The organism is Thermosipho sp. 1244 (assembly GCF_018588215.1).
GTDB lineage: Bacteria > Thermotogota > Thermotogae > Thermotogales > Fervidobacteriaceae > Thermosipho > Thermosipho affectus.
This window is the reverse complement of record NZ_LNGA01000012.1, coordinates 229,740-249,129: the sequence shown is the minus strand read 5'-3', so window position 1 is coordinate 249,129 and position 19,390 is coordinate 229,740. Positions and strand designations below refer to the sequence as shown.

General features: G+C 33.1%; 24 protein-coding genes. 15 read left to right on the top strand and 9 right to left on the bottom strand.

What is annotated here, in order from left to right; all coding sequences use genetic code 11:
* The first annotated feature begins 3 nt into the window (after window positions 1–3).
* The 7 genes from AS157_RS03230 to encB all read left to right on the top strand — a co-directional run bounded on the left by AS157_RS03230 (window position 4) and on the right by encB (window position 5,819).
* On the top strand, window positions 4–885 hold the full coding sequence (locus AS157_RS03230) for a respiratory chain complex I subunit 1 family protein (protein ID WP_077289693.1): 882 nt from the start codon (window positions 4–6) through the stop codon (window positions 883–885).
* Window positions 886–897: 12 nt separating this feature from the next.
* The gene (locus AS157_RS03225) at window positions 898–1,440 is read left to right on the top strand and encodes a NuoB/complex I 20 kDa subunit family protein (protein ID WP_077289694.1); all 543 of its coding nucleotides are present in this window, start codon (window positions 898–900) and stop codon (window positions 1,438–1,440) included.
* Window positions 1,421–1,951 (top strand): NADH-quinone oxidoreductase subunit C, encoded by a 531-nt coding sequence (locus AS157_RS03220; RefSeq protein ID WP_077289695.1) that lies wholly within the window; start codon window positions 1,421–1,423, stop codon window positions 1,949–1,951. The genes AS157_RS03225 and AS157_RS03220 overlap by 20 nt, the downstream gene beginning before the upstream one ends.
* On the top strand, window positions 1,944–3,047 hold the full coding sequence (locus tag AS157_RS03215) for an NADH-quinone oxidoreductase subunit D (RefSeq protein ID WP_077289696.1): 1,104 nt from the start codon (window positions 1,944–1,946) through the stop codon (window positions 3,045–3,047). The genes AS157_RS03220 and AS157_RS03215 overlap by 8 nt, the downstream gene beginning before the upstream one ends.
* Before the next feature lie 12 nt (window positions 3,048–3,059).
* Window positions 3,060–4,910 carry an FAD-dependent oxidoreductase gene (locus AS157_RS03210; protein WP_077289697.1) on the top strand — a complete coding sequence of 617 codons (1,851 nt, stop codon included), beginning with the start codon at window positions 3,060–3,062 and terminating at the stop codon, window positions 4,908–4,910.
* Window positions 4,910–5,413 (top strand): ferritin family protein, encoded by a 504-nt coding sequence (locus tag AS157_RS03205; protein WP_077289698.1) that lies wholly within the window; start codon window positions 4,910–4,912, stop codon window positions 5,411–5,413. The genes AS157_RS03210 and AS157_RS03205 overlap by 1 nt, the downstream gene beginning before the upstream one ends.
* 94 nt (window positions 5,414–5,507) lie before the next feature.
* A complete protein-coding gene (gene encB / locus AS157_RS03200) occupies window positions 5,508–5,819 on the top strand; it encodes an encapsulin nanocompartment ferritin-likeEncB family encapsulin nanocompartment ferritin-like cargo protein cargo protein (protein ID WP_075666256.1) in 312 nt (103 codons plus the stop codon).
* Here encB and AS157_RS03195 read toward each other — a convergent pair.
* From AS157_RS03195 to AS157_RS03155, 9 genes are all read right to left on the bottom strand, one after another.
* On the bottom strand, window positions 5,816–6,388 hold the full coding sequence (locus AS157_RS03195; protein WP_077289699.1) for a nucleotidyltransferase family protein: 573 nt from the start codon (window positions 6,386–6,388) through the stop codon (window positions 5,816–5,818). The genes encB and AS157_RS03195 overlap by 4 nt on opposite strands.
* A 62-nt stretch (window positions 6,389–6,450) precedes the next feature.
* Complete coding sequence (locus AS157_RS03190; protein WP_077289700.1) at window positions 6,451–6,717, bottom strand: 4Fe-4S binding protein; 267 nt, start codon at window positions 6,715–6,717, stop codon at window positions 6,451–6,453.
* A gap of 4 nt (window positions 6,718–6,721) precedes the next feature.
* Window positions 6,722–7,045 carry a NifB/NifX family molybdenum-iron cluster-binding protein gene (locus tag AS157_RS03185; RefSeq protein ID WP_077289701.1) on the bottom strand — a complete coding sequence of 108 codons (324 nt, stop codon included), beginning with the start codon at window positions 7,043–7,045 and terminating at the stop codon, window positions 6,722–6,724.
* 9 nt (window positions 7,046–7,054) lie between these two features.
* Window positions 7,055–7,399: a NifB/NifX family molybdenum-iron cluster-binding protein gene (locus tag AS157_RS03180; RefSeq protein WP_077289702.1), complete on the bottom strand. Its 345-nt coding sequence runs from the start codon at window positions 7,397–7,399 to the stop codon at window positions 7,055–7,057.
* On the bottom strand, window positions 7,396–8,277 hold the full coding sequence (locus AS157_RS03175) for an ATP-binding protein (RefSeq protein WP_077289703.1): 882 nt from the start codon (window positions 8,275–8,277) through the stop codon (window positions 7,396–7,398). Before AS157_RS03175 ends, AS157_RS03180 begins: the two co-directional genes overlap by 4 nt.
* Window positions 8,274–9,122 (bottom strand): ATP-binding protein, encoded by an 849-nt coding sequence (locus AS157_RS03170; RefSeq protein ID WP_077289704.1) that lies wholly within the window; start codon window positions 9,120–9,122, stop codon window positions 8,274–8,276. The genes AS157_RS03175 and AS157_RS03170 overlap by 4 nt, the downstream gene beginning before the upstream one ends.
* Window positions 9,123–9,250: 128 nt before the next feature.
* Window positions 9,251–10,594 carry an FAD-dependent oxidoreductase gene (locus AS157_RS03165; protein ID WP_077289705.1) on the bottom strand — a complete coding sequence of 448 codons (1,344 nt, stop codon included), beginning with the start codon at window positions 10,592–10,594 and terminating at the stop codon, window positions 9,251–9,253.
* A 142-nt stretch (window positions 10,595–10,736) separates the two neighbouring features.
* Window positions 10,737–11,087, bottom strand: coding sequence for a PadR family transcriptional regulator (locus AS157_RS03160; RefSeq protein WP_077289706.1), 351 nt, complete (start codon window positions 11,085–11,087; stop codon window positions 10,737–10,739).
* Window positions 11,088–11,089: 2 nt separating this feature from the next.
* Complete coding sequence (locus AS157_RS03155) at window positions 11,090–11,539, bottom strand: methylated-DNA--[protein]-cysteine S-methyltransferase (RefSeq protein ID WP_077289707.1); 450 nt, start codon at window positions 11,537–11,539, stop codon at window positions 11,090–11,092.
* Window positions 11,540–11,638: 99 nt separating this feature from the next.
* On the opposite strand from AS157_RS03155, the gene AS157_RS03150 reads away from it, so the two are divergent.
* The 8 genes from AS157_RS03150 (at window position 11,639) to purL (ending at window position 18,934) form a co-directional block, all read left to right on the top strand.
* Complete coding sequence (locus tag AS157_RS03150) at window positions 11,639–13,441, top strand: beta-N-acetylhexosaminidase (protein WP_077289708.1); 1,803 nt, start codon at window positions 11,639–11,641, stop codon at window positions 13,439–13,441.
* A gap of 89 nt (window positions 13,442–13,530) precedes the next feature.
* Window positions 13,531–14,097, top strand: coding sequence for a serine O-acetyltransferase EpsC (gene epsC / locus AS157_RS09700; protein WP_077198521.1), 567 nt, complete (start codon window positions 13,531–13,533; stop codon window positions 14,095–14,097).
* A 16-nt stretch (window positions 14,098–14,113) separates the two neighbouring features.
* Window positions 14,114–14,968, top strand: a complete 855-nt coding sequence (locus AS157_RS03140; RefSeq protein ID WP_077289709.1) for a PLP-dependent cysteine synthase family protein — start codon at window positions 14,114–14,116, stop codon at window positions 14,966–14,968.
* A gap of 186 nt (window positions 14,969–15,154) precedes the next feature.
* Window positions 15,155–15,607, top strand: coding sequence for a 5-(carboxyamino)imidazole ribonucleotide mutase (gene purE / locus AS157_RS03135; protein WP_077289710.1), 453 nt, complete (start codon window positions 15,155–15,157; stop codon window positions 15,605–15,607).
* Between the two features lie 12 nt (window positions 15,608–15,619).
* Window positions 15,620–16,306: a phosphoribosylaminoimidazolesuccinocarboxamide synthase gene (locus tag AS157_RS03130; protein ID WP_077289711.1), complete on the top strand. Its 687-nt coding sequence runs from the start codon at window positions 15,620–15,622 to the stop codon at window positions 16,304–16,306.
* A complete protein-coding gene (gene purS / locus AS157_RS03125) occupies window positions 16,282–16,530 on the top strand; it encodes a phosphoribosylformylglycinamidine synthase subunit PurS (protein ID WP_077289712.1) in 249 nt (82 codons plus the stop codon). The genes AS157_RS03130 and purS overlap by 25 nt, the downstream gene beginning before the upstream one ends.
* On the top strand, window positions 16,527–17,159 hold the full coding sequence (gene purQ, locus AS157_RS03120) for a phosphoribosylformylglycinamidine synthase subunit PurQ (RefSeq protein ID WP_077289713.1): 633 nt from the start codon (window positions 16,527–16,529) through the stop codon (window positions 17,157–17,159). The genes purS and purQ overlap by 4 nt, the downstream gene beginning before the upstream one ends.
* Window positions 17,156–18,934 carry a phosphoribosylformylglycinamidine synthase subunit PurL gene (purL, locus tag AS157_RS03115; protein ID WP_077289714.1) on the top strand — a complete coding sequence of 593 codons (1,779 nt, stop codon included), beginning with the start codon at window positions 17,156–17,158 and terminating at the stop codon, window positions 18,932–18,934. Before purQ ends, purL begins: the two co-directional genes overlap by 4 nt.
* The last annotated feature ends 456 nt before the right edge of the window (window positions 18,935–19,390 follow it).

Genomic DNA, 19,390 nt, shown 5'->3' with positions numbered 1-19,390 from the left:
GAGATGACAATATTAAAGGTAATTGCAGTTTTATTAACAGGATTTTTTGTTGGATTGACTCTAGAAGGAATTGCAAGGAAAATAATGGCCAGAGTACAAAGAAGGTATGGACCTCCATGGTATCAGAATTTTATAGATGTTTTCAAGGCTCTTTCAAAAAGGGGAATTTCTCACGGTTGGATTTTTGATTTTGGAATCTTGATGGCTTTGGGTGGAGTTATTGCAACTTTAGCTTTTGTGCCATTAGGGGATTTAGTTGCGTTTCCTGGACTTGACAATATTTTTATAATAGTATATTTGTTTGCAGTTGGAGCACTTGGAATGGCAATGGGAATGGTTGGTTCTGGAAACCCAAATGCTAGTATAGGAGTTGCAAGAGCTTTAACTCAAATGCTGGGTTATGAACTACCTTATTTAATTTCTATAGCAGGTGTTTTGTATTATTATAAAACAAGTTCTGTGTCTGGATTGATGATGGCTCAGCAGAATACTTGGACTTTATTTAAAATGCCAATAGGTGGAATTGTTGCTTTTATTTCACTGCTTGGAATGTTGGGGAAAAAACCTTTTGATACACCTATTGCACCTGCTGAAATTGCATCTGGTCCAATGGTAGAACTGTCTGCCAAATATATGGGACTTTTAATGTTAATGCATACTTTTTCGATATTTGTTGAAATAGGATTGTTTGTGGATATATTCCTTGGTGTAAGTAATTATTTTACATTTCTTTTGAAATTTACGATAGTTTGGATAATTGCAACATTAATTTCATCAGTTTTGCCGAGATTTAGAATAGAACAAGTTGTTAAATTTTATTGGAAAGTACCGTTAAGTCTGGCATTTGTCCAAGTTTTATTTGTATTACTTGGTTGGGTATTTTAGGAGGTGGAATAAATGGCCGTTAATGAAAGAAGTTTATGGGAAAAAATAGCAGATAAACTTAGAAGTAGATCATTGTGGATGCTACATTATTGTACAGGTTGTGGAGCTATTGAGCTTCCTCCAACAATGACTTCAAGGTTTGATATGGAAAGATTTGGTATGGGCCCAATGGCTACTCCAAGGCAGGCGGATATTTTGTTTATAACTGGATATTTAAGTGCTAAAACACTTAGAAGGGTTATTTATACTTATGAAAAGATGGCGGAACCTAGATATGTTATCGGATTTGGATCATGCACGTTAAACGGAGGTATATATTACGATTCGTATGCTACAGTAAACAGATTGGATTATTACATTCCTGTAGATTTATATATTGCAGGTTGTATGCCAAGACCTGAAGCATTGCTCGAAGCATTTAATGAACTTATGAGAATGATAAGAAGAGGGGAAGCAAATGGATGGAAAAAATACAAAGAAAATTATGAATGGTATAAGCAGAATCAGATAAGATCCCTTGGGGAGGTGTTTGTACATGATGAATTCCATGAGTAATACGGTAGAAAAGCTAAAAAAAATAGTTAATAATTTCGAAATAACAAAGGTAGATGAAAGAGAAGTAAAGATTGAATTATCTAATGAACAAGTTTTACCAGCGCTTTTAGCTTTAAAAGAAGAGGGATATTCACATTTATCTTTAATAACAGCAGTTGATTGGATAGATGAGGGAAAGTTTGAGCTTGTTTATATTCTCTATTCTTGGAACGATGGTGGAAAATTTTTGGTTGCAACAAAAATAAATAGAGATGCTCCAAAATTTGTTACTGTAAAACACATGTGGCCTATTGCAAGATATTATGAAAGAGAGCTCCATGAGTTTTTTGGAATAGAGTTTGATGGAAATAATGACATGAGGCCGCTTTTCTTAGAAATGTGGGACGATATACCACCTCTAAGAAAAGATTTTGATCCATTTGAGTATTCGAAAAGGAAATTTCCAGATAGGGAATATCAAAAGGATGTTATTCATGAAGCTAAGATAATAAGAGGTGATATAGATGGGTGAAGTAAAGCTCTTTTTTGGTCCTAACCATCCGGGAATGCACGGTAATTTTAGTGTCCATATGTATGTTGAAGGGGATACTGTTGAAAAAGCAAGACCGTTACCGGGTTTTTTGCATAGAGGTTTTGAAAAGTTAATGGAAAGAAGACTTTGGTATCAGAATCTTGCATTAATTCCAAGGATTTGTGTGCCTGAACCAGATATTAATGAAGCATGTTATGCAATGGCTGTTGAAAAGATTGCAAAGATAGATGTTCCTGAAAGAGCCCAATGGATAAGGATGATTGTTTTAGAATTGGCAAGAATTGCAAGTCATTTAATGAGTTTTCCGGGTATTGGCGGCACTATTGGCCTTTATACAAGTTCATTTTGGGGAGTATCAGATAGAGATCGCATTTTAGATATTTTTGAAAATTTAACTGGTGCGAGAGTTTATCATATGTACATAATACCCGGAGGAGTTAGAAAAGATTTAACTCCGAAGATACAAGATTTAATCTTTAATACTTTAAATTACGTTGAAGAAAGATTGGGGGAATATGAAACTTTAATTTTTAAAAATAGGATAGTTCATACGAGATTAAAAGGAATAGCTTTATTAGATAAGGAAACGGCATTAGAACTTGGTGTTACTGGGGTTGGTCTTAGGGCAACAGGAGTGCCATATGATATTAGAAAAGTTGATCCTTATTTGTTCTACGATAAAGTTGATTTTGAAGTTCCTACAGCTGCTGAAGGAGATGCATACGCAAGAGTATACCTTAAATATCTTGAAATATATCAAAGTATAAAAATCATTAGGCAATGTCTTGAAAAGATGCCAGAAGGAAAAATTAATGTTCCAATTAGTGAAGGTAACGCCCTTAGGTATAGAATACCAAAAGGTCAAGCCTATGTGCATATAGAATCGACAAGAGGGGAATATGGTTATTATATGGTTTCAGATGGAGGGGAAAAACCATATAGAGTAGCAGTACGTGGAGCTTCATATCCTCAAACATTTATAGGTATAGAAAAGTATTTACCTGGAACAAGAATAGAAGATGTTCCAATTTGGCTTTCAACAATGGATGTTTGTGCTCCAGAGGTAGATAGATAAGGAGGGGACATAATGGCAAATAAATCAATTCCTAAAAAAGAGTTTTTTGCTCCTATAAAAGCGTGGAAATATATATTTAAAAAACCAGTTACTATAAAAGTTCCTTATGTTAAAAGAGAAGCAGCGGAAAGATATAGGGGATTTCACATAAATGATTGGAATGAGTGTATTGGTTGTGGGACATGTGCAAAGATCTGTCCAACAGATGCCATTAGAATGGTTGAAGTTAATGATTTGCCGCACGAATACGGTAAAAAAACGCAACGTCCTGTCATAGATTATGGAAGATGTTCATTCTGTGCAATGTGTGTGGATATATGTACTACAGGCTCACTAAAGATGACTAGAGAATATGTCCATGTTTCTCCAGAACCGGAAGATTTTATATTTGCACCTACCGAAAAGGGAATCCATGGAATTGAGGATGTTCCTGTAGGATGGGTTAGAGATGAAGGTTCTGATTTACTTGAACTTGAAAGAGTAGAAATGGAAATGATTGAAGGTGAGGGACGTGCAAAATCTTTTATTGAATATGTAAAAGGATACAGTAAGGAACAAGCTATGCATGAGGCGGCACGATGTGTCGAATGTGCTTTGTGTACGGATAGATGCCCTCAACATATGCAAATTCCAGAATACATAAAGGCAATATGGAGAGATGATTTAACAGATGCACTAAAATGGCTTTTAAAGGGAAACGAGGAAAATAACATGTTAGGTGCAAATCCATTTTCTGCAGTTTGTGGAAGAGTTTGTACGCACAAATGTGAAGAAGCTTGTTCTTTGGGAAATAGAGGAGAGGCTATAGCAATAAGATGGTTAAAGAGGTATATCGTTGATAACGTACCAGAGTATGATAAAGTTTTGGAAATTAAACCGGAAAATAAAGGTAAAAAAGTTGCAATTGTTGGTTCTGGGCCAGCAGGTCTTTCAGCTGCGTACTTTTTAGCAACTATGGGATATGATGTAGAAGTTTTCGAATCTTTATCAAGACCCGGTGGGGTAATGAGATACGGAATACCATCATACAGGTTGCCAGATGAGGCCCTTGACAAAGATATAGCTTTTATTCAAGCTTTGGGCGTAAAGATACACGTTGGTGTCTCTGTTGGAAAGGATATACCTCTCCAAAAATTAAAAGACGAATTTGATGCGGTATTTGTATCCACAGGATTTACTTTGGGACGTTCAACTGGAATTCCAGGAACGGAACATGAAGATGTAATTCAGGCATTACCTCTTTTAAGGGAAATCAGAGATTATCTTAGAGGAGAAGGACCAAAACCCAAGATCCCTAAAAGTTTAGTAGTAATAGGTGGAGGTAATGTAGCAATGGATGTTGCAAGATCTATGGCAAGACTGCAGATAATGGAATACGGTAAAGTTGATGTAAAGGTAACGAGTTTGGAAAGAACATATGAGGAAATGCCTGCTGATATGGAGGAAATAGAAGAAGGGGCTGAAGAAGGTGTAAAGTTCTATCCGGGGTGGGGTCCTGTAAGGATTGTTATTGAAAACGATAAAGTTAGGGGAGTGGAATTAAAGAAGTGTTTGCAGGTTTTTGATGAAAATAGAAGATTTAATCCTAAATTTGATGAAAATGAAAGACAGACATTAAAAGCTGAAATGGTTGTTGAAGCTATTGGTCAAGCACCGGATTATAGTTATCTTCCTGAAGATTTAAAAGAAAAATTGGAGTTTGTCAGAGGAAGAATTTTGACGAATGAATATAGACAGACATCTGTTAAATGGTTGTTTGCAGGAGGAGATATTGTAAATGGTCCGGATATTATACACGGTGTAGCAGATGGATATTGGGCAGCAAGGGGAATTGATGAATTTCTTACAAAGGGGGTAAAATAATGTCTATTGAAGATATTTTAAAGGTTGCGGAAAATTTTGAAATAGAGGGATTTAAGTTTTACAAAGAGAAAAAAGAAGAGGTAAAAAATAAGTTGGCAAGAGAAGTGTTGGAATTTTTGCAAGAAATGGAAAAAGAGCATACGGAATATATTAGAAAGATAAGGAAAGCCTTAGAAAAAGAAATGGAAATACCAGTTGCACCTTTAGATACGACAAAAGACTTTTTTAATGAGAGACTTAAGGGCCAAAAGATAGAAGAAACACCATCTGAAGATGATATAAAAGATTTGTCAATTTTAAGAATGGCATTGTTGATAGAAAAAGATTTTGTAAATTATTATGATAAAGCTGCAGAAAGAGCAAAGGTAATGGAAAATAAGACGCTAGAAAGTATATTAATAAACTTAAGAGAATGGGAAAAGGGACATGTAAATTTAGTTAAAGAGCTTATTTTACAGATATTTGAGAAGAACAGGTTGGATTTGGGATTTTATCCATTTTAAATAAGAAAGGCACCCATTTGGGTGCCTTTGTTTATAGATTTAAATGCGGTATAATAATAATGTACCATAACTTGTTTTTAAAGGAGTGGATAACATGCCAGAATTTTCTAATCCATTTTCAGGGTTAAAATCTGATAGGAAATTAACTCATGATGAATTGGTTAGAGCTATTCGTTATATGATTTCAGCTGAGTATGAAGCTATACAACTTTACATGCAGTTAGCAGAATCTACGGATAATGAACTTGCAAGGGAAGTATTAATAGATATAGCAAATGAAGAGAGAGTACATGCAGGTGAATTTTTAAGGTTATTAAAAGAACTTGAACCAGATGAAGAGAAGTATTACAACGAAGGAGCTATGGAAGTTGAAGAAGAAATAAAAAAGTTAAAGGGTAAACTTTAATCGTCTATATCTTTTAAAATTCTATTTGTATTAAAATTTACTTTTGTTAATAAAGAAGGATTTTTATTTATTATTTGCTTAATACCTACATCATTTTCAAGTTTGAAAATTTCACCAAAAAGGGATTTGTGTACAAAAGTTGGAAAACCCTTTTTGTTGTTGAAAAATGGAGCAATAATTAAGTGTTTTCCGTCGCAGTATTTTTGAATGGTTTTTATATCTTCTTTTTTTATAAACGGCATATCTGCTAGGAAAATTGCAACGTATTCGGGAAGAATATCTGTACTTATTATTTCTTTTATTGCTAATTTAATTGATGTACTAATGCCTTTTTTATAATTTTTGTTTTTAAGAACAAAAAAGTTATCTGGAACCACAAAATTATCCTTTATAAAATTCCATAAAGGATTAACAACTATGTAATTTTTATCGAAATTGCAACCTTTTACTAGGTTTATTACCATTTGAAACATGAATTTATCGCCAATAGTATGTAGCAATTTTATACCGTTTTTATACCTTTTTCCTTCACCTGCAGCTAAAATAATTGAATATATACTTTTCTGCATTTTTATCCCCTTAAAATATTATACCATATAAAAAATCTCTCCGCAGATGCAGAGAGATTTTTTTAATATCCTTTTCTCCTTCCGCTACCTAAACCTCTTCCAAATCCGAGATGGCCCATTCTTTTCCCAGAACCTCTAAGTGATGGGTTTTCATAGTTTGGCCGGATTGCGTTTTTGGGACATTTTTCCATACATAAGCCGCATCTTGTACAAATGTTGTTGTTTATAAAAGGATAGCCATCGTCTTGGATGAAGATAGCATTTTCCACGGGACACACATTGACACAAATCTTACATTTTACACAATCTTCTTTCTTTACCCATGGCATAATATCACCCCTGTAATTGCGTTTTAACTAATTCCAATGCTTTACTTATTTCGAGCGTGTCCACTGTGATGGGTATGTATCCAAGTTCTTCAAGCTTTTTTTTGGAACTTTTTCCCATAGACATTCCTACCCATACTTTGCAATCTCCTAAAAATTCAAGAATTTCATCCACTTTTGCATGTAAGTGGTTTTTTGCATATGGATTTTGTCTTTCTTCTTTTTTTACAAAATTTGTTCCATCAAATTCGTAAATCAAATAAGTATTAGAGTGACCAAAATGTTCTGGGTTCATTGTTTTTCCATCTACTGTTCCTATTGCAACTAACATAATATCACCTTAATTTGTTGCGCTTTCTGTTTTTTCTAGTTTTCCATTCTTGAAATTTTCAATTGTATTTTTTACTGTGTCTTTTTGTGTTATATAAACATCTATTTTTGCAGCTTTAAGGACATCAAAAGCATTTTTTCCTACACTTTGAGAAATTAATACTTTAACGCCTTTGTTTACAAGCATTTGGGAGACTTTTGGACCTTTACCATGTGCTTCTGATGAGTCGTTTTCTATAACTTCTACTATTTCATCTTTGTCAGTATCGTAAATGATAATGTACTCTGCCCTTGCGTACCTATCGTTGATCATTGAATCAAGAGTTTTACCTTCAGATGGGATTGCTATTTTCATGCTTCCTCCTCCTTTTTTATGATTTTAATTAACTTTTTGTATATTTCCATTATTGCCTTTGCCGCTTTACTATCTTTAAATGTAACTATAGGTTTACTTTCAAGGATTGCATTTTCTACAGTCTCGTCAAATGGAATTTTTCCCAGTATTGATATGTTTTCTTTTTGACAAAAACTTTCTATTTCTTTTGAAATTTCTTCATTAATGTCGTATTTGTTAATTACAATTGCAAAATCCCTTTTGAAATGTCTAACGGTATCTATGATCCTTTTTAAATCATGTATACCACTTGAAGTAGGTTCTGTTACAATTATGACAAAATATGTAGCGGCAATTGATGAAGTTGCTGGACAACCAATGCCAGGTGCTCCATCAATTAAAACTATTTCTTTTTTTAGATTTTTAGCCTTTTCAATTGCTAATTTTCTAACCTCTGCAACCAATCCTCCTGAAGTTTCTTCACCTGGAGTTAAGTTTCCATGGACTATATTTTTTGTTTTTGAGGTAGAATAATAAAATTTACCAGATAATGATTCTTCCAGGTTAATGGCGTTTTGTGGGCATGAAATTACACACGCATTACAACCTTCACAGGCATATGGATCAACTTTATATGAACCATCAAACACAATTGCTTCAAATCTGCATATTTTTTTACATATCCCACAATTATTGCATTTTTCGTGATCAATTATTGCTTTTTTTCCTCCGTAGTATTCATATTTTTCTAATACCTTTGAATTAAACATTAGGTTTAAATTTGCCGCATCTACGTCACAATCTGCTAGAATTGCATTGTCAAATAAAATTCCAAGTGAAGAACTTAATGTTGTTTTACCGGTTCCACCTTTACCACTAACTATTGCTATTTGTTTCATTTTACCAGCTCCTTTATTGTTTCATAAACTGCTATGAATTTTTCTTGATAATCCGGAAAATATTCAGTAAATAATTTTCCTTCGGAGTAGATTTCGGCGATTTGTCTTTCAAAAGGAACTCTCATTAAAATTGGTATGCCTTTTTCTGCAGCAAAGTCATCAATTATCTTTGTTTTGGAACTATCACGATTTATTATAATGCCTGAAGGAATGTTCATTTCGTTAACAAGCTCAAAAGCAAGCTTTAAATCGTGTAATCCAAAGGTAGTAGGTTCTGTAACGAGAATTGCAAAGTCAACATTTCTTAGTGTTTCAACAACTGGACATGAACTTCCAGGTTGCGAATCAATTATTACAATTTCTGCACTATTATCAATATGTTTTTTTAATTGTCTGATAATTTTGACACCAGAGGGCTCACCTATGTTTAACAATCCCATCCCAAATTTTAAATTTTCATTTATTTTTCCCAGCATTATTTTACCGATGCTTTTTGGCTTTTCAGTTATGGCGTTTACAGGACATACCATTTTACACACTCCACAACCATGACACAAGTTTTCAAAAACCATAGCTCCAGATTCAAAGACGGATATGGCTCCAAATTGACAGTTTTTTGAACATTCACCACATCTAATACATGTATTATTATCGACAACAGGAAGTAAAAGTTCTACATTTTCTTCATGGGTAAATGAAATATCGAAAAAAATGTGATCATTTGGTTCTTCCACGTCTGCATCGAGTAATTGTACAGATTTTATTTTGGATAATGTCCACGCGAGGTTTGTCGAGATGGTTGTTTTACCAGTTCCGCCTTTTCCACTTAATATTGCAATCTTCATACGATACCCTCCTATATGCATTTTACATATATCTACTTTCATTATAATAACTCGGGGTAAAGATGTCAAATTAATTTAATTTAACATTTATATTAAATAGCCCGTCTAAAGATAGACGGGCTACTTTTTTATTTAGATATAAGAATGTTTTGTGCGGCTTTAATTAATGGGTAAGCTGTTGGTGCCGATGTTAGAAGAGGATGTGTACCAATTTGGGAAATGAATAATTCTGTAATACTTGTATTTTTTTGTATAGCCATTCCTATAACATTTATAAGTTCACCTGCGCTATCTCCGCCGACTACTTCCCCGCCAATTATGATATCGGATTCTTTTGATACTATCAACTTTACGATTTGTTTATTTGTATTTGGAAGAGATCCAGGATGTTTGTCGACACCTTCGAAGTATCCTGTTTTGACGTCAAAATTGTTTTTTAAGGCTTCTTCTTCGGTTAAACCTGCGGAGGCAAAAACCTTGTTTCCAATCTTTGTCGAAAAGATTCCTATAGTTCCAAGAAAACTTCTTACAGTTGAGAGTTTATACAAATTCATCCCTGCAATTCTTGCTTCAGAAGTTGCAGTTGAAGCAAGCATTATAGAAACACTTTTTCTTGTTATAAAGTCGACCTTTTGTGCGCAATCGCCAATTGCAAATATATCTGGATCACTAGTACGCATATAACTATCAACTCTAATTGCATTGTATTTATTCAATTCTAATCCCATATTTTTTGCTAATTCAGAATTTGGGGTGTATCCTGTGGCAAAAATTACTGCATCTGCCTTTAAGATTTCATTATTTTCTAATTTTACTTCTTCAACTCTATCTGAACCTGTAATTTCTGTGACTTTTGTGTTGGTTAGTACTTTTATTCCCATACTTTCAAGTTCTTTTTGGGCTATACTTGCTATATCGCTATCGAAGGCTTTACCCAAGATATGTGGCAAAATTTCAACAAGTGTAACATCTTTTCCAATGTGTGCTAATTGATCAGATATCTCTACACCAATAAAGCCTGCACCTATAACTACTATTTTATTCAATCCTTTTAATGCTTCTAACATTTTATCAAGGTATTCTTTGTTTTTTGGAACGTAAAATACGTTTTCTAAATCTTTACCTGGAATATTCGGGATAAATGGTTTTGATCCTGTTGCAAGTATTAGCTTTTCATACTCAAATTCATTACCATTCTTTGTGAATATTTTCTTTTCCTTTCTGTCAATTTTTATTACCTCATCTTGTAAAAAGTCTATCCCTGCTTTTTCAATAGGAGCTAGTGGAATAATGTTTTTTTCCGTTGTTCCTAAAAATCCAAAAACGTATGGAATACCACATGGAACCATTGCATCTTTTTCTTTCCTAATCATTAGAAAGCTTTTGTCTGGATAACAACATTTTCCCGTCGTAGCCGCTACAATTCCCGCTGCACTTCCGCCTATTGTTATTACATTGTATTTCTGTTTCATATCAATCCCTCCTTAATTATCTAGGTGAATAAATTCACAATAAAAAGTACCATATACCCTTATGAAGACATTTTTGTTATATATATATTGCATATATATTCAATTTTATTATAGTATTCTATTATGTATATGTCAAGAACAATTATTCGAGTTCAAACTTTGAAACTTTTGTGATGAATTTTTCTATAATGTTTTTAATCTTTGTTAATTCTTTCTTATTTAGTTTGAGTTGTTCAATTCCTTTGTTGGTTATATTGTAAACTTTTTTTGAAGGGCCTTGAGCATTTGAATCCCATTTAGATATGATAAAACCTTCGTTTTCTAGTCTTGATAAAATTCTATATAAGTTTCCCATTTGACCCAATCCAGTAAGTTCTATCCCGTATTCTGAGAGTCTATTTGCGATTTCGTATCCATGTAGAGGAGTTTCTGCTATAATTAGCAATATAAATGGTTCTATAAAAGTTTTTCTGTATTTTCCTGCACCTTTCATAATTACCTCCAATTTGTAATTTTTTCCAATTCAAGAAGATATTTTTTCCATTTCAAATCGCTATTAAATCCGCCTATATTGTTTTTTCCAATTACTCTATGACATGGAATATATATTGGGAGTTGGTTTTTGTTCATGGCAAATCCTACTACTCTTGGGTTTACATCTAATTTTTTTGCAATTTTGCCATATGTCATCGTTTGACCATAAGGTATATTTTTAACAAACTCCCAAATTTTATTGAAAACTTTTCCACTAGATAGTTTTACATCAAAATCCAGTTTTTTTCTCTTTCTATTTAGGTATTCAATTATTTGTTGAGTGAAAATATTATCCTGAGTTTCTTCTTCTTCTTCTTCGATTTTGTTTGAAAGTTTGATTTTGGTTACTTTATTATCTTCAACGTATAAAATTATACTTCCAATTTCCACATTTACAAAGAATTTTTCCAAATTTTCTCCTCCATTTCCTATTTAATATTATATCACTTTTTGATGTATGATTTTTGTTATATAATATTATTATAAATGTCTTTTTAAGAGGTGATTTATATGTTGTTGGTTCCAAATCCTAAAGAGTTAAAGATTAAAAATGGGTATTATGAAATAAAATCTGGTGGTTACATTTTTATTCCTACAAAATCACTTTTTTCATCGGCAAATATGGTAAAAGAACTTCTAAATAAAAATGGTATAACCGTTAATATTACGTTATACATGGGAAGGAAAGTTTTTATTTACTCGAAAATAGATAGAAATAAGATAAAAAAAAGAGATGGATATATTCTAGAAATTAATAAAGACGGAATTTTTATAGTTGCTAATAATAACGCAGGAATTCATAATGGGTTTATGACCTTTATGCAGATTGTGAAAAACTTTGAAAATAAAATACCTTTTCTTGAAATAAAGGATTGGCCAGATATTGAGAATAGGGCATTTATGCTTGATATAAGCAGGGATAAGGTACCAAAAATGGATTTTTTCTTTGAACTTATTGACCTATTAGCACAATTGAAGTACAATCAGCTTCAACTTTATATTGAACACACTTTTGCATATCAAAATCACGAAAGGGTTTGGAAAGAATATTCGCCATTAACTGCGGATGAAATCATAATTTTAGATAAATATTGTAAAGAACGTTTTATTGAATTAATCCCAAACCAGGCTTCTTTTGGACATATGGAAAAATGGTTGATACACAATGAGTACAGTTATATGGCTGAGACTTTTGAGTTTGACACACCCTGGGGAGAACATTATTCCAAACCTTTTACCCTTTCTCCTGCTGTAAAAGACACGATATTGTTTTTAGATTCGCTTTATAGCGAGCTTTTACCTCATTTTTCTAGTAAGTATTTTAATATAAATGGAGATGAAACTTTTGATCTTTGTCAAGGAAAATCAAAGGTTTTATGTGAAAAATACGGAAAAGGTAAAGTTTATTTGGATTTTATTCTAAAGATACATAAATTGGTTAAAAAACATGGGAAAAGAATGATGATGTGGGCGGATATATTAAAATACCATCCAGAGCTTTTTGAAAAACTTCCCAAAGATGTAATTTATTTGATTTGGGGATATGAAAAAACACATGAATTTGACAGAGAATGCGAATTATTTAAGGGGTTTGATTTTTACGTTTGTCCTGGGACTTCTAGTTGGAATTCGTTTTTGGGGCGAGTTGAAAATGCAATTTTGAACATTAAAAATGCCGTGGAAAATGGGTTAAAATATAAAGCTAAAGGGATTATGTTAGCTGATTGGGGAGATAATGGTCATTGGCAACATATTCCCATTTCATATCCCGGGATTTTTTATGCAAGTGCTTTATCTTGGGGATTCAATGAAAATAAAGATTTGGATGTTTTTGATTTTCTCAAGCTTTATTTTGGAAAGGAAACAGCGATTCTTTTGGTAGATATGGGAAATGCGTATAAATTAACAGATGTTGATTTTCCGAATTCAACCATTTTTGCACTTGTTTATATTTATCCTGAAAAACTCAGATATGAGTTTTTAAAAGACCTTGATTTAGAAAAACTTTTAAATACAAAGAAATTTTTAGAGGAAAAGTATGAATTTACAAAACATGTGCATGATGAATTAATAAAGAAGGAGTTAAGAAATTCTATAAAATTTTCTATTTTATCTTTAGAAATAATAATAGCATTGAAGAAGTTAGCTATGAGAACTATAAGGGAACTTCCTAAAGTTACCAAGCAAGAATTTAAAATAAGATTGGAAAAGTTAATCAGTGAATTTAAGGAAATATGGTTATCAAGAAATAGAATAGGTGGGTTGAAATTTAGTGTGCAGAAATTAGAAAAAATAAAGAAGTTTTTTGAGTAGTGCACCTTTAAGGAGTGATTTGTTTACAAAAAAATGAAGTGTGGTATAATTAAATTAGTATTTTCTAAGTGGAGGTGAAGATTTATGGGGTGCGTAGTTTTATAAGAGATTTTATTGATACTATTAAGGCTATTGAAGAAGATAGAAAGGAGCTTTCCAAAAAAGATCCTTCCATTGAGAAAGTTTACCAAATTTTTTTGCATACCGGTTTTCAGGCATTGGTTCTTTACAGACTTTCACATCTTTTTTACAAATATGATTTAAAATTTCTTGCTTTTTTGGTTCATTATATTTCAAAGATTTTATTTTCTGCAGATATAAGTCCTGCTGCTTATATTGAACCTGGGGTTGTAATTGATCATGCTATAGGAGTTGTAATAGGATCTACTGCAACGGTTAGAACGGGGACTTTGATATATCATGGTGTTACACTTGGAGCTAGAAATATTCAAAAAGGTAAGAGACATCCTGATATTGGAAAAAATGTTTTAATAGGTGCAGGGGCAAAAATTTTAGGACCTGTAAAAATAGGTGATGATGCAAGGATAGGAGCTAATTCTGTTGTGCTTGCGGACATTCCAAGTGGAACAACTTTTGTAGGGGTGCCCGCAAAAAATGTGTATGAAAAAATTGAAAAAATAGAATGGATTATATAAAAGGAGGATAAAGTGTATGGTGGAAAGTACACCTTTGATATATATTGAAAAGTTAAATCTTTTTGCAAAGTTAGAGAAAAGTAATTTAGGAGGTAGTATTAAGGATAGACCCGCATTTTTTATGTTAAAAGGAGCTTTGAAAGATGGGATAAAGACAAAATTAGTTGTTGAACCTACTAGTGGAAATACGGGAATTGCACTTGCTTGGATTGGGAAAAAATTAGGATTTGATGTAATACTTACAATGCCGGAAACTATGACAAAGGAAAGGATAGATTTGATGAGAGCTTTTGGAGCAGACGTTGTCTTAACACCGGGTGAAAAAGGTATGAAAGGGGCAATTGAGAAGGCAAAAGAAATTGTAAATGAAAAAGGAGCATATATGCCAAATCAATTTTCAAATAAATACAATGTTTTGGCACATAAATTAACAACTGGGCCGGAGATCTTACGACAAATGAAGTTTGATGTTGACGTGTTTGTTGCGGGTGTAGGAACGGGTGGAACTATAACAGGTGTTGGTACTGTGTTGAAAAGTATTTTTGGTGATAAAGTTAAGATTGTTGCTGTTGAGCCAGAAAGTTCAGCAGTTCTTTCTGGAAGACCTGCAGGAAAACATAAAATACAAGGTATTGGTGCAGGCTTTATACCAGATATTTTAGATTTAAATGTGATAGATGAAATAGTTACAGTTTCCGATGAAGAAGTGTTTGAGATGTTTGGTTACTTGAATAAAAATTTAGGATTAAATGTAGGAATTTCTTCTGCTGCCAATGCATTGGTTGCTACAAGATATTCAAAGCTTGGAAGAGTGGTTACAGTTTTTCCAGATGATGTTAGTAAGTATATTTCTGTTTTAACTAATTTGTAACTTCTAAAGTGTTGACCTTTTGTTTTTTTTCATGATATACTGATAATGTAACCTTTAAATTGGTCCAGTGAGGCCAAAAAGGAGATGAGAAAATGTCTTTAATTTTAGTTTTTTTAGGAATTAAATATGAATATTGGCTTCTACCGTTTTACGGTAGAGGCCTTTTGTTTTTTAGGGGGTGTTAGTTTGGTTGTCATTGTTGCGGGAAGTAAGAGTGATTCTTATGTGGTTGATAAGGTAGTATCTATTTTGGATGAGTTTAAAGTGGAGTATGTGGTAAAGTATTTATCTGCTCATAGGACGCCAGAACTTTTGGATGAATTTATCAGAAAGTGTGAAAGAGATGGTATAAAAGTTTATATTGCTATCGCAGGAGGGGCTGCACATTTACCAGGGGTTATTGCTTCTAAAACTTTAAAACCTGTCATAGGTGTTCCTGTAAAGTCGGAAGATTTAGGGGGATTAGATTCTTTACTTTCAATTGTTCAAATGCCCAATGATATTCCAGTTGCAACTGTGGGGATTAACAGGGGGAAGAATGCGGCTATGCTTGCAGTTGAAATGTTAGCGTTAACCGACGAGGTTTTATCTAAAAAGTTAAAAGAATACCGCTCAAAGCTTGTGGGGAAGTATCTCTAAGGGGGAAACTATATGGAGGGAAAAACAAAAATAGTTGAAAATTATGGGGATTATGTTATTTTGAACTTTAAAGATGATATTACTGCGGGGGATGGAGAAAAACATAGTATTTTAGCAGGTAAAGGATCTATTTGTGCGGAGATAACGGCAATAGCAATGAAATATTTAAATTATAAGGGGATTTACACGCAATTTTTGGATTTTGAAAAACCTAATAGAATAAAAGCTGTGCCGTTGAAAATGTTTCCAATTGAAGTAGTTGCTAGATTAAAAAAGGCGGGATCTTTTATAAGAAGGTATGGGGGAGATGAAGGAGAAGAGATAAAAGAACCTCTTGTTGAATTTTTTATTAAGGACGATACTAAACATGATCCCATGGTGTGTGATGAACACTTGGTGCTTTTTGGATTATGTACAAAGGAGCAAGTGAAGGAAATAAAAAATATTACAAAAAAAATAGCTTTGGAATTAAAAAACTTTTTTGAAGAAATTGGATTTGATTTGTGGGATATGAAGTTTGAATATGGTCTAGATAAAAATGGAAAGGTTTGTCTTGGAGATGAAATTTCTCCCGATACATTAAGACTTAGGAAAACTAAAGAAATATTTGATAAAGATGTGTACAGAAAGAATTTAGGAGATCCTCTTGAAAAATATAGGGAGGTTTTAAACGCATGCAAAAGTTTAAATTTATTGTAGATATACAATATAAGAGTAATGTAAGGGATCCACGGGGAGAAACGATTGCAAGAGTATTAAGGGAAGAAAATAACATACCCGTTGATAGTATAAGAATAGGAAAATCTATACATGGTGAAATTGAAGCAAAGGATAAAGAAGAAGCCAAAAAAAAGGTGATTGAAGCTTGTGAAAAACTTTTAGTAAACCCTGTGACAGAGGAGTATAAGGTGGAGATAGAATGAAGGCCGGTGTGGTAGTTTATCCGGGTTCAAATTGTGATAGAGACGCGTATTATGCTTTAAATTTGGCTGGATTTAAAACTTATTATGTTTCACCAAAAGATGATATAAATAATCTAGATTTGGTTGTTTTGCCTGGGGGATTTTCATATGGGGATTACTTAAGACCTGGAGCAGTTTCTGCAAGAGAGTCTAGTTCTGTAAAAGAATTTGTGGAAAATGGAGGTTTTGTTATTGGAATATGTAATGGATTTCAAATTTTAGTGGAAATGGGATTGCTGTCTGGAGCACTTTTACAAAATGAATCTGGAAAGTTTATTTGTAAGTTTGTAGAGCTGGAAGTTGTTGATAATACTACTCCTTTTACCTTATTCTATAAAAAAGGTGAAAAAATAAGACTACCTATAGCCCATGGTTTTGGAAGATATGTTTCTGTAAGTAATCCAAAGGTAGTGTTTAGATACACAGAAAATGTAAATGGTTCGGATGAATTTATTGCGGGAATATATGAGAAAAATGTATTGGGAATGATGCCACATCCTGAAAGAGCGGTAGATGAGTATTTGGGAAGTACAGATGGTCTAAAACTGTTCAGATCTGTTTTTGAATACATTAGAGGTGGTAATATATGAAATATATAGATATTTTAGAGAAAAAGTTAAATCGAAAAGCAACACTTGCAGAAAAAGAGGCTTTTACTGTAATGTGGAGTGAGCATTGTGGTTACTCTCATACAAAAAAATACATAAAATCTTTACCGTTAATTAGTTTGGAATCCGGCAATGCAGGATTGGTTTCTCTAAATGAGGACTATGTTCTTTCGTTTAAAATTGAAAGTCATAATCATCCTAGTGCTATTGAGCCATACAACGGGGCTGCAACGGGAGTGGGGGGGATTATAAGAGATATTCTTGCTATGGGGGCAAGACCTACAGCTATTTTGGATTCGTTACATATGCATAAGGTTATAGATGGCATAATAGAAGGAATAGCCGATTATGGAAATTCAATAGGGGTGCCTACAGTAGGAGGAGAACTTAGGATAAATGATGCCTATAGGTATAATCCTCTTGTTAATGTAATGGCTGTTGGAATTGTAAAACGTAAAGATATAGTTCCTTCTAAGGCAACAAGACCGGATCAGGTTATTGTAATTTTTGGAGGAGCTACAGGTAGAGATGGGATTCATGGGGCATCCTTTGCCTCTGAGGATTTGAATGGGAAGCGAGCAAATAAATTATCTATCCAAGTGGGAGATCCTTTTTCTGAAAAAATGCTCATTGAGGCATTTCTAAAAATGTTAGAAGAGGGGTTAATAGAAGGAGCACAAGATTTAGGTGCCGGAGGAGTTTTGTCAGCTACTTCTGAATTAGTTGCTAAAGGTGGATTGGGGGCGGTAATAGATCTTGAAAAGTTACCGTTAAGAGAACCTGACATGAAACCAATTGAGATTTTAATAAGCGAAAGTCAAGAAAGAATGGCAATAATAACTTCTCAAGAAAAAGCGAAAAAGGTTTTAAAAATTGCAGAGGAACATTTACTATACGGTGCAGTTGTAGGAAAAGTGACAAATGATGGAATTTATCATGTAAGATATAAAGGAGAAACCATTTTAATGGTTCCAGCTTTGTTATTATCGGAAGCACCAGAAGAGGAAATTGTCGACTTTTCTGTTGATTCAATTCCAAAAGATATTTCTTTGAAATTTAAAAACGTGGATGCAAGCGAAGTTTATACGCAGTATGATTATATGGTGGGAACTAATACGGTACTTCCACCTGGGTTTGGCCCTGCTGTAATGAGAGTTAAAGGAACAGAGCTCTTTTATTCACTATTGACTCACAGTAGAGCAGATATTGGTGAAAAAAGTCCATACTGGGGGTCATATATAGCTGTATTGGAGAGTGTTAGAAAAACTTTATCTGTAGGTGGAGAGCCACTTGGAATTACCGATTGTATAAATTACGGTGATCCAGATGTTGAGCCAGTCGGATTGGCGGCTATGATGAAAGGATTGAAAGATGCATGTGAGTTTTCAGGTGTAGGTGTGGCGAGTGGAAATGCTTCACTGTATAACACAAATAATGGAATTCCAATACCGGCTACTATGGTAATTGGAATGGTTGGAAAGGTAGAAAAAGTTATTAAGCCAAAAATGGGAGATTTATATCTAATTGGTTGGAAAGATTTTGAACTTGAAAGGGAGAAAATTCTTTGGAAAGAAATTAGAAATCAAGTTTTGAAAGGAAATTTTGTAATTTCATCTACAAAATTTGATAAAATTACATATTTAAAGGATTTAAAATTGAAGATCCCGCCACTAAATCACTCGCCTATCCATCAATTGATCTTGGTTATTGGGAAAGATGTAAAGAGTAACCTTCCTTTAAAGAAACTTACCCCCTAAATGTACTTATCCTAGGAAGTGGGACAAATAAAAAAATAATTTATTAATTTTTTCAAACAACATGGCTTTGGTACTCCACTGGAGCCATGTTGTTTAGCCTTTTTTATATCTTCCACTCTTTAACTATCTTTTGTCTTAATATGCGTTATATCACTTACAAATTTTTCCATAGTCTTTTACTTCTAAAGTTTCTTCAAATGTTGTTTTTTCAGATAATTTTTCTTTCGTATTTTTTCATAAAGTTTCATTTCTTTCATTCGGTAATATGTGCTTCTTAAATTCCTGCACTTTCTTTTCTAAAAAAACTCTTGTTGTTTTTATTTTACAACTTTGGGGATATTTTTTATTGTTTCATTTTTGGGTTCAAAGAAAAACTGGGGGTATTTTTTTAATTGGAGTGTTTATGTCCAAATATTAGAGTTTATTACATTTATCCTTTATTATATTAAACTATAA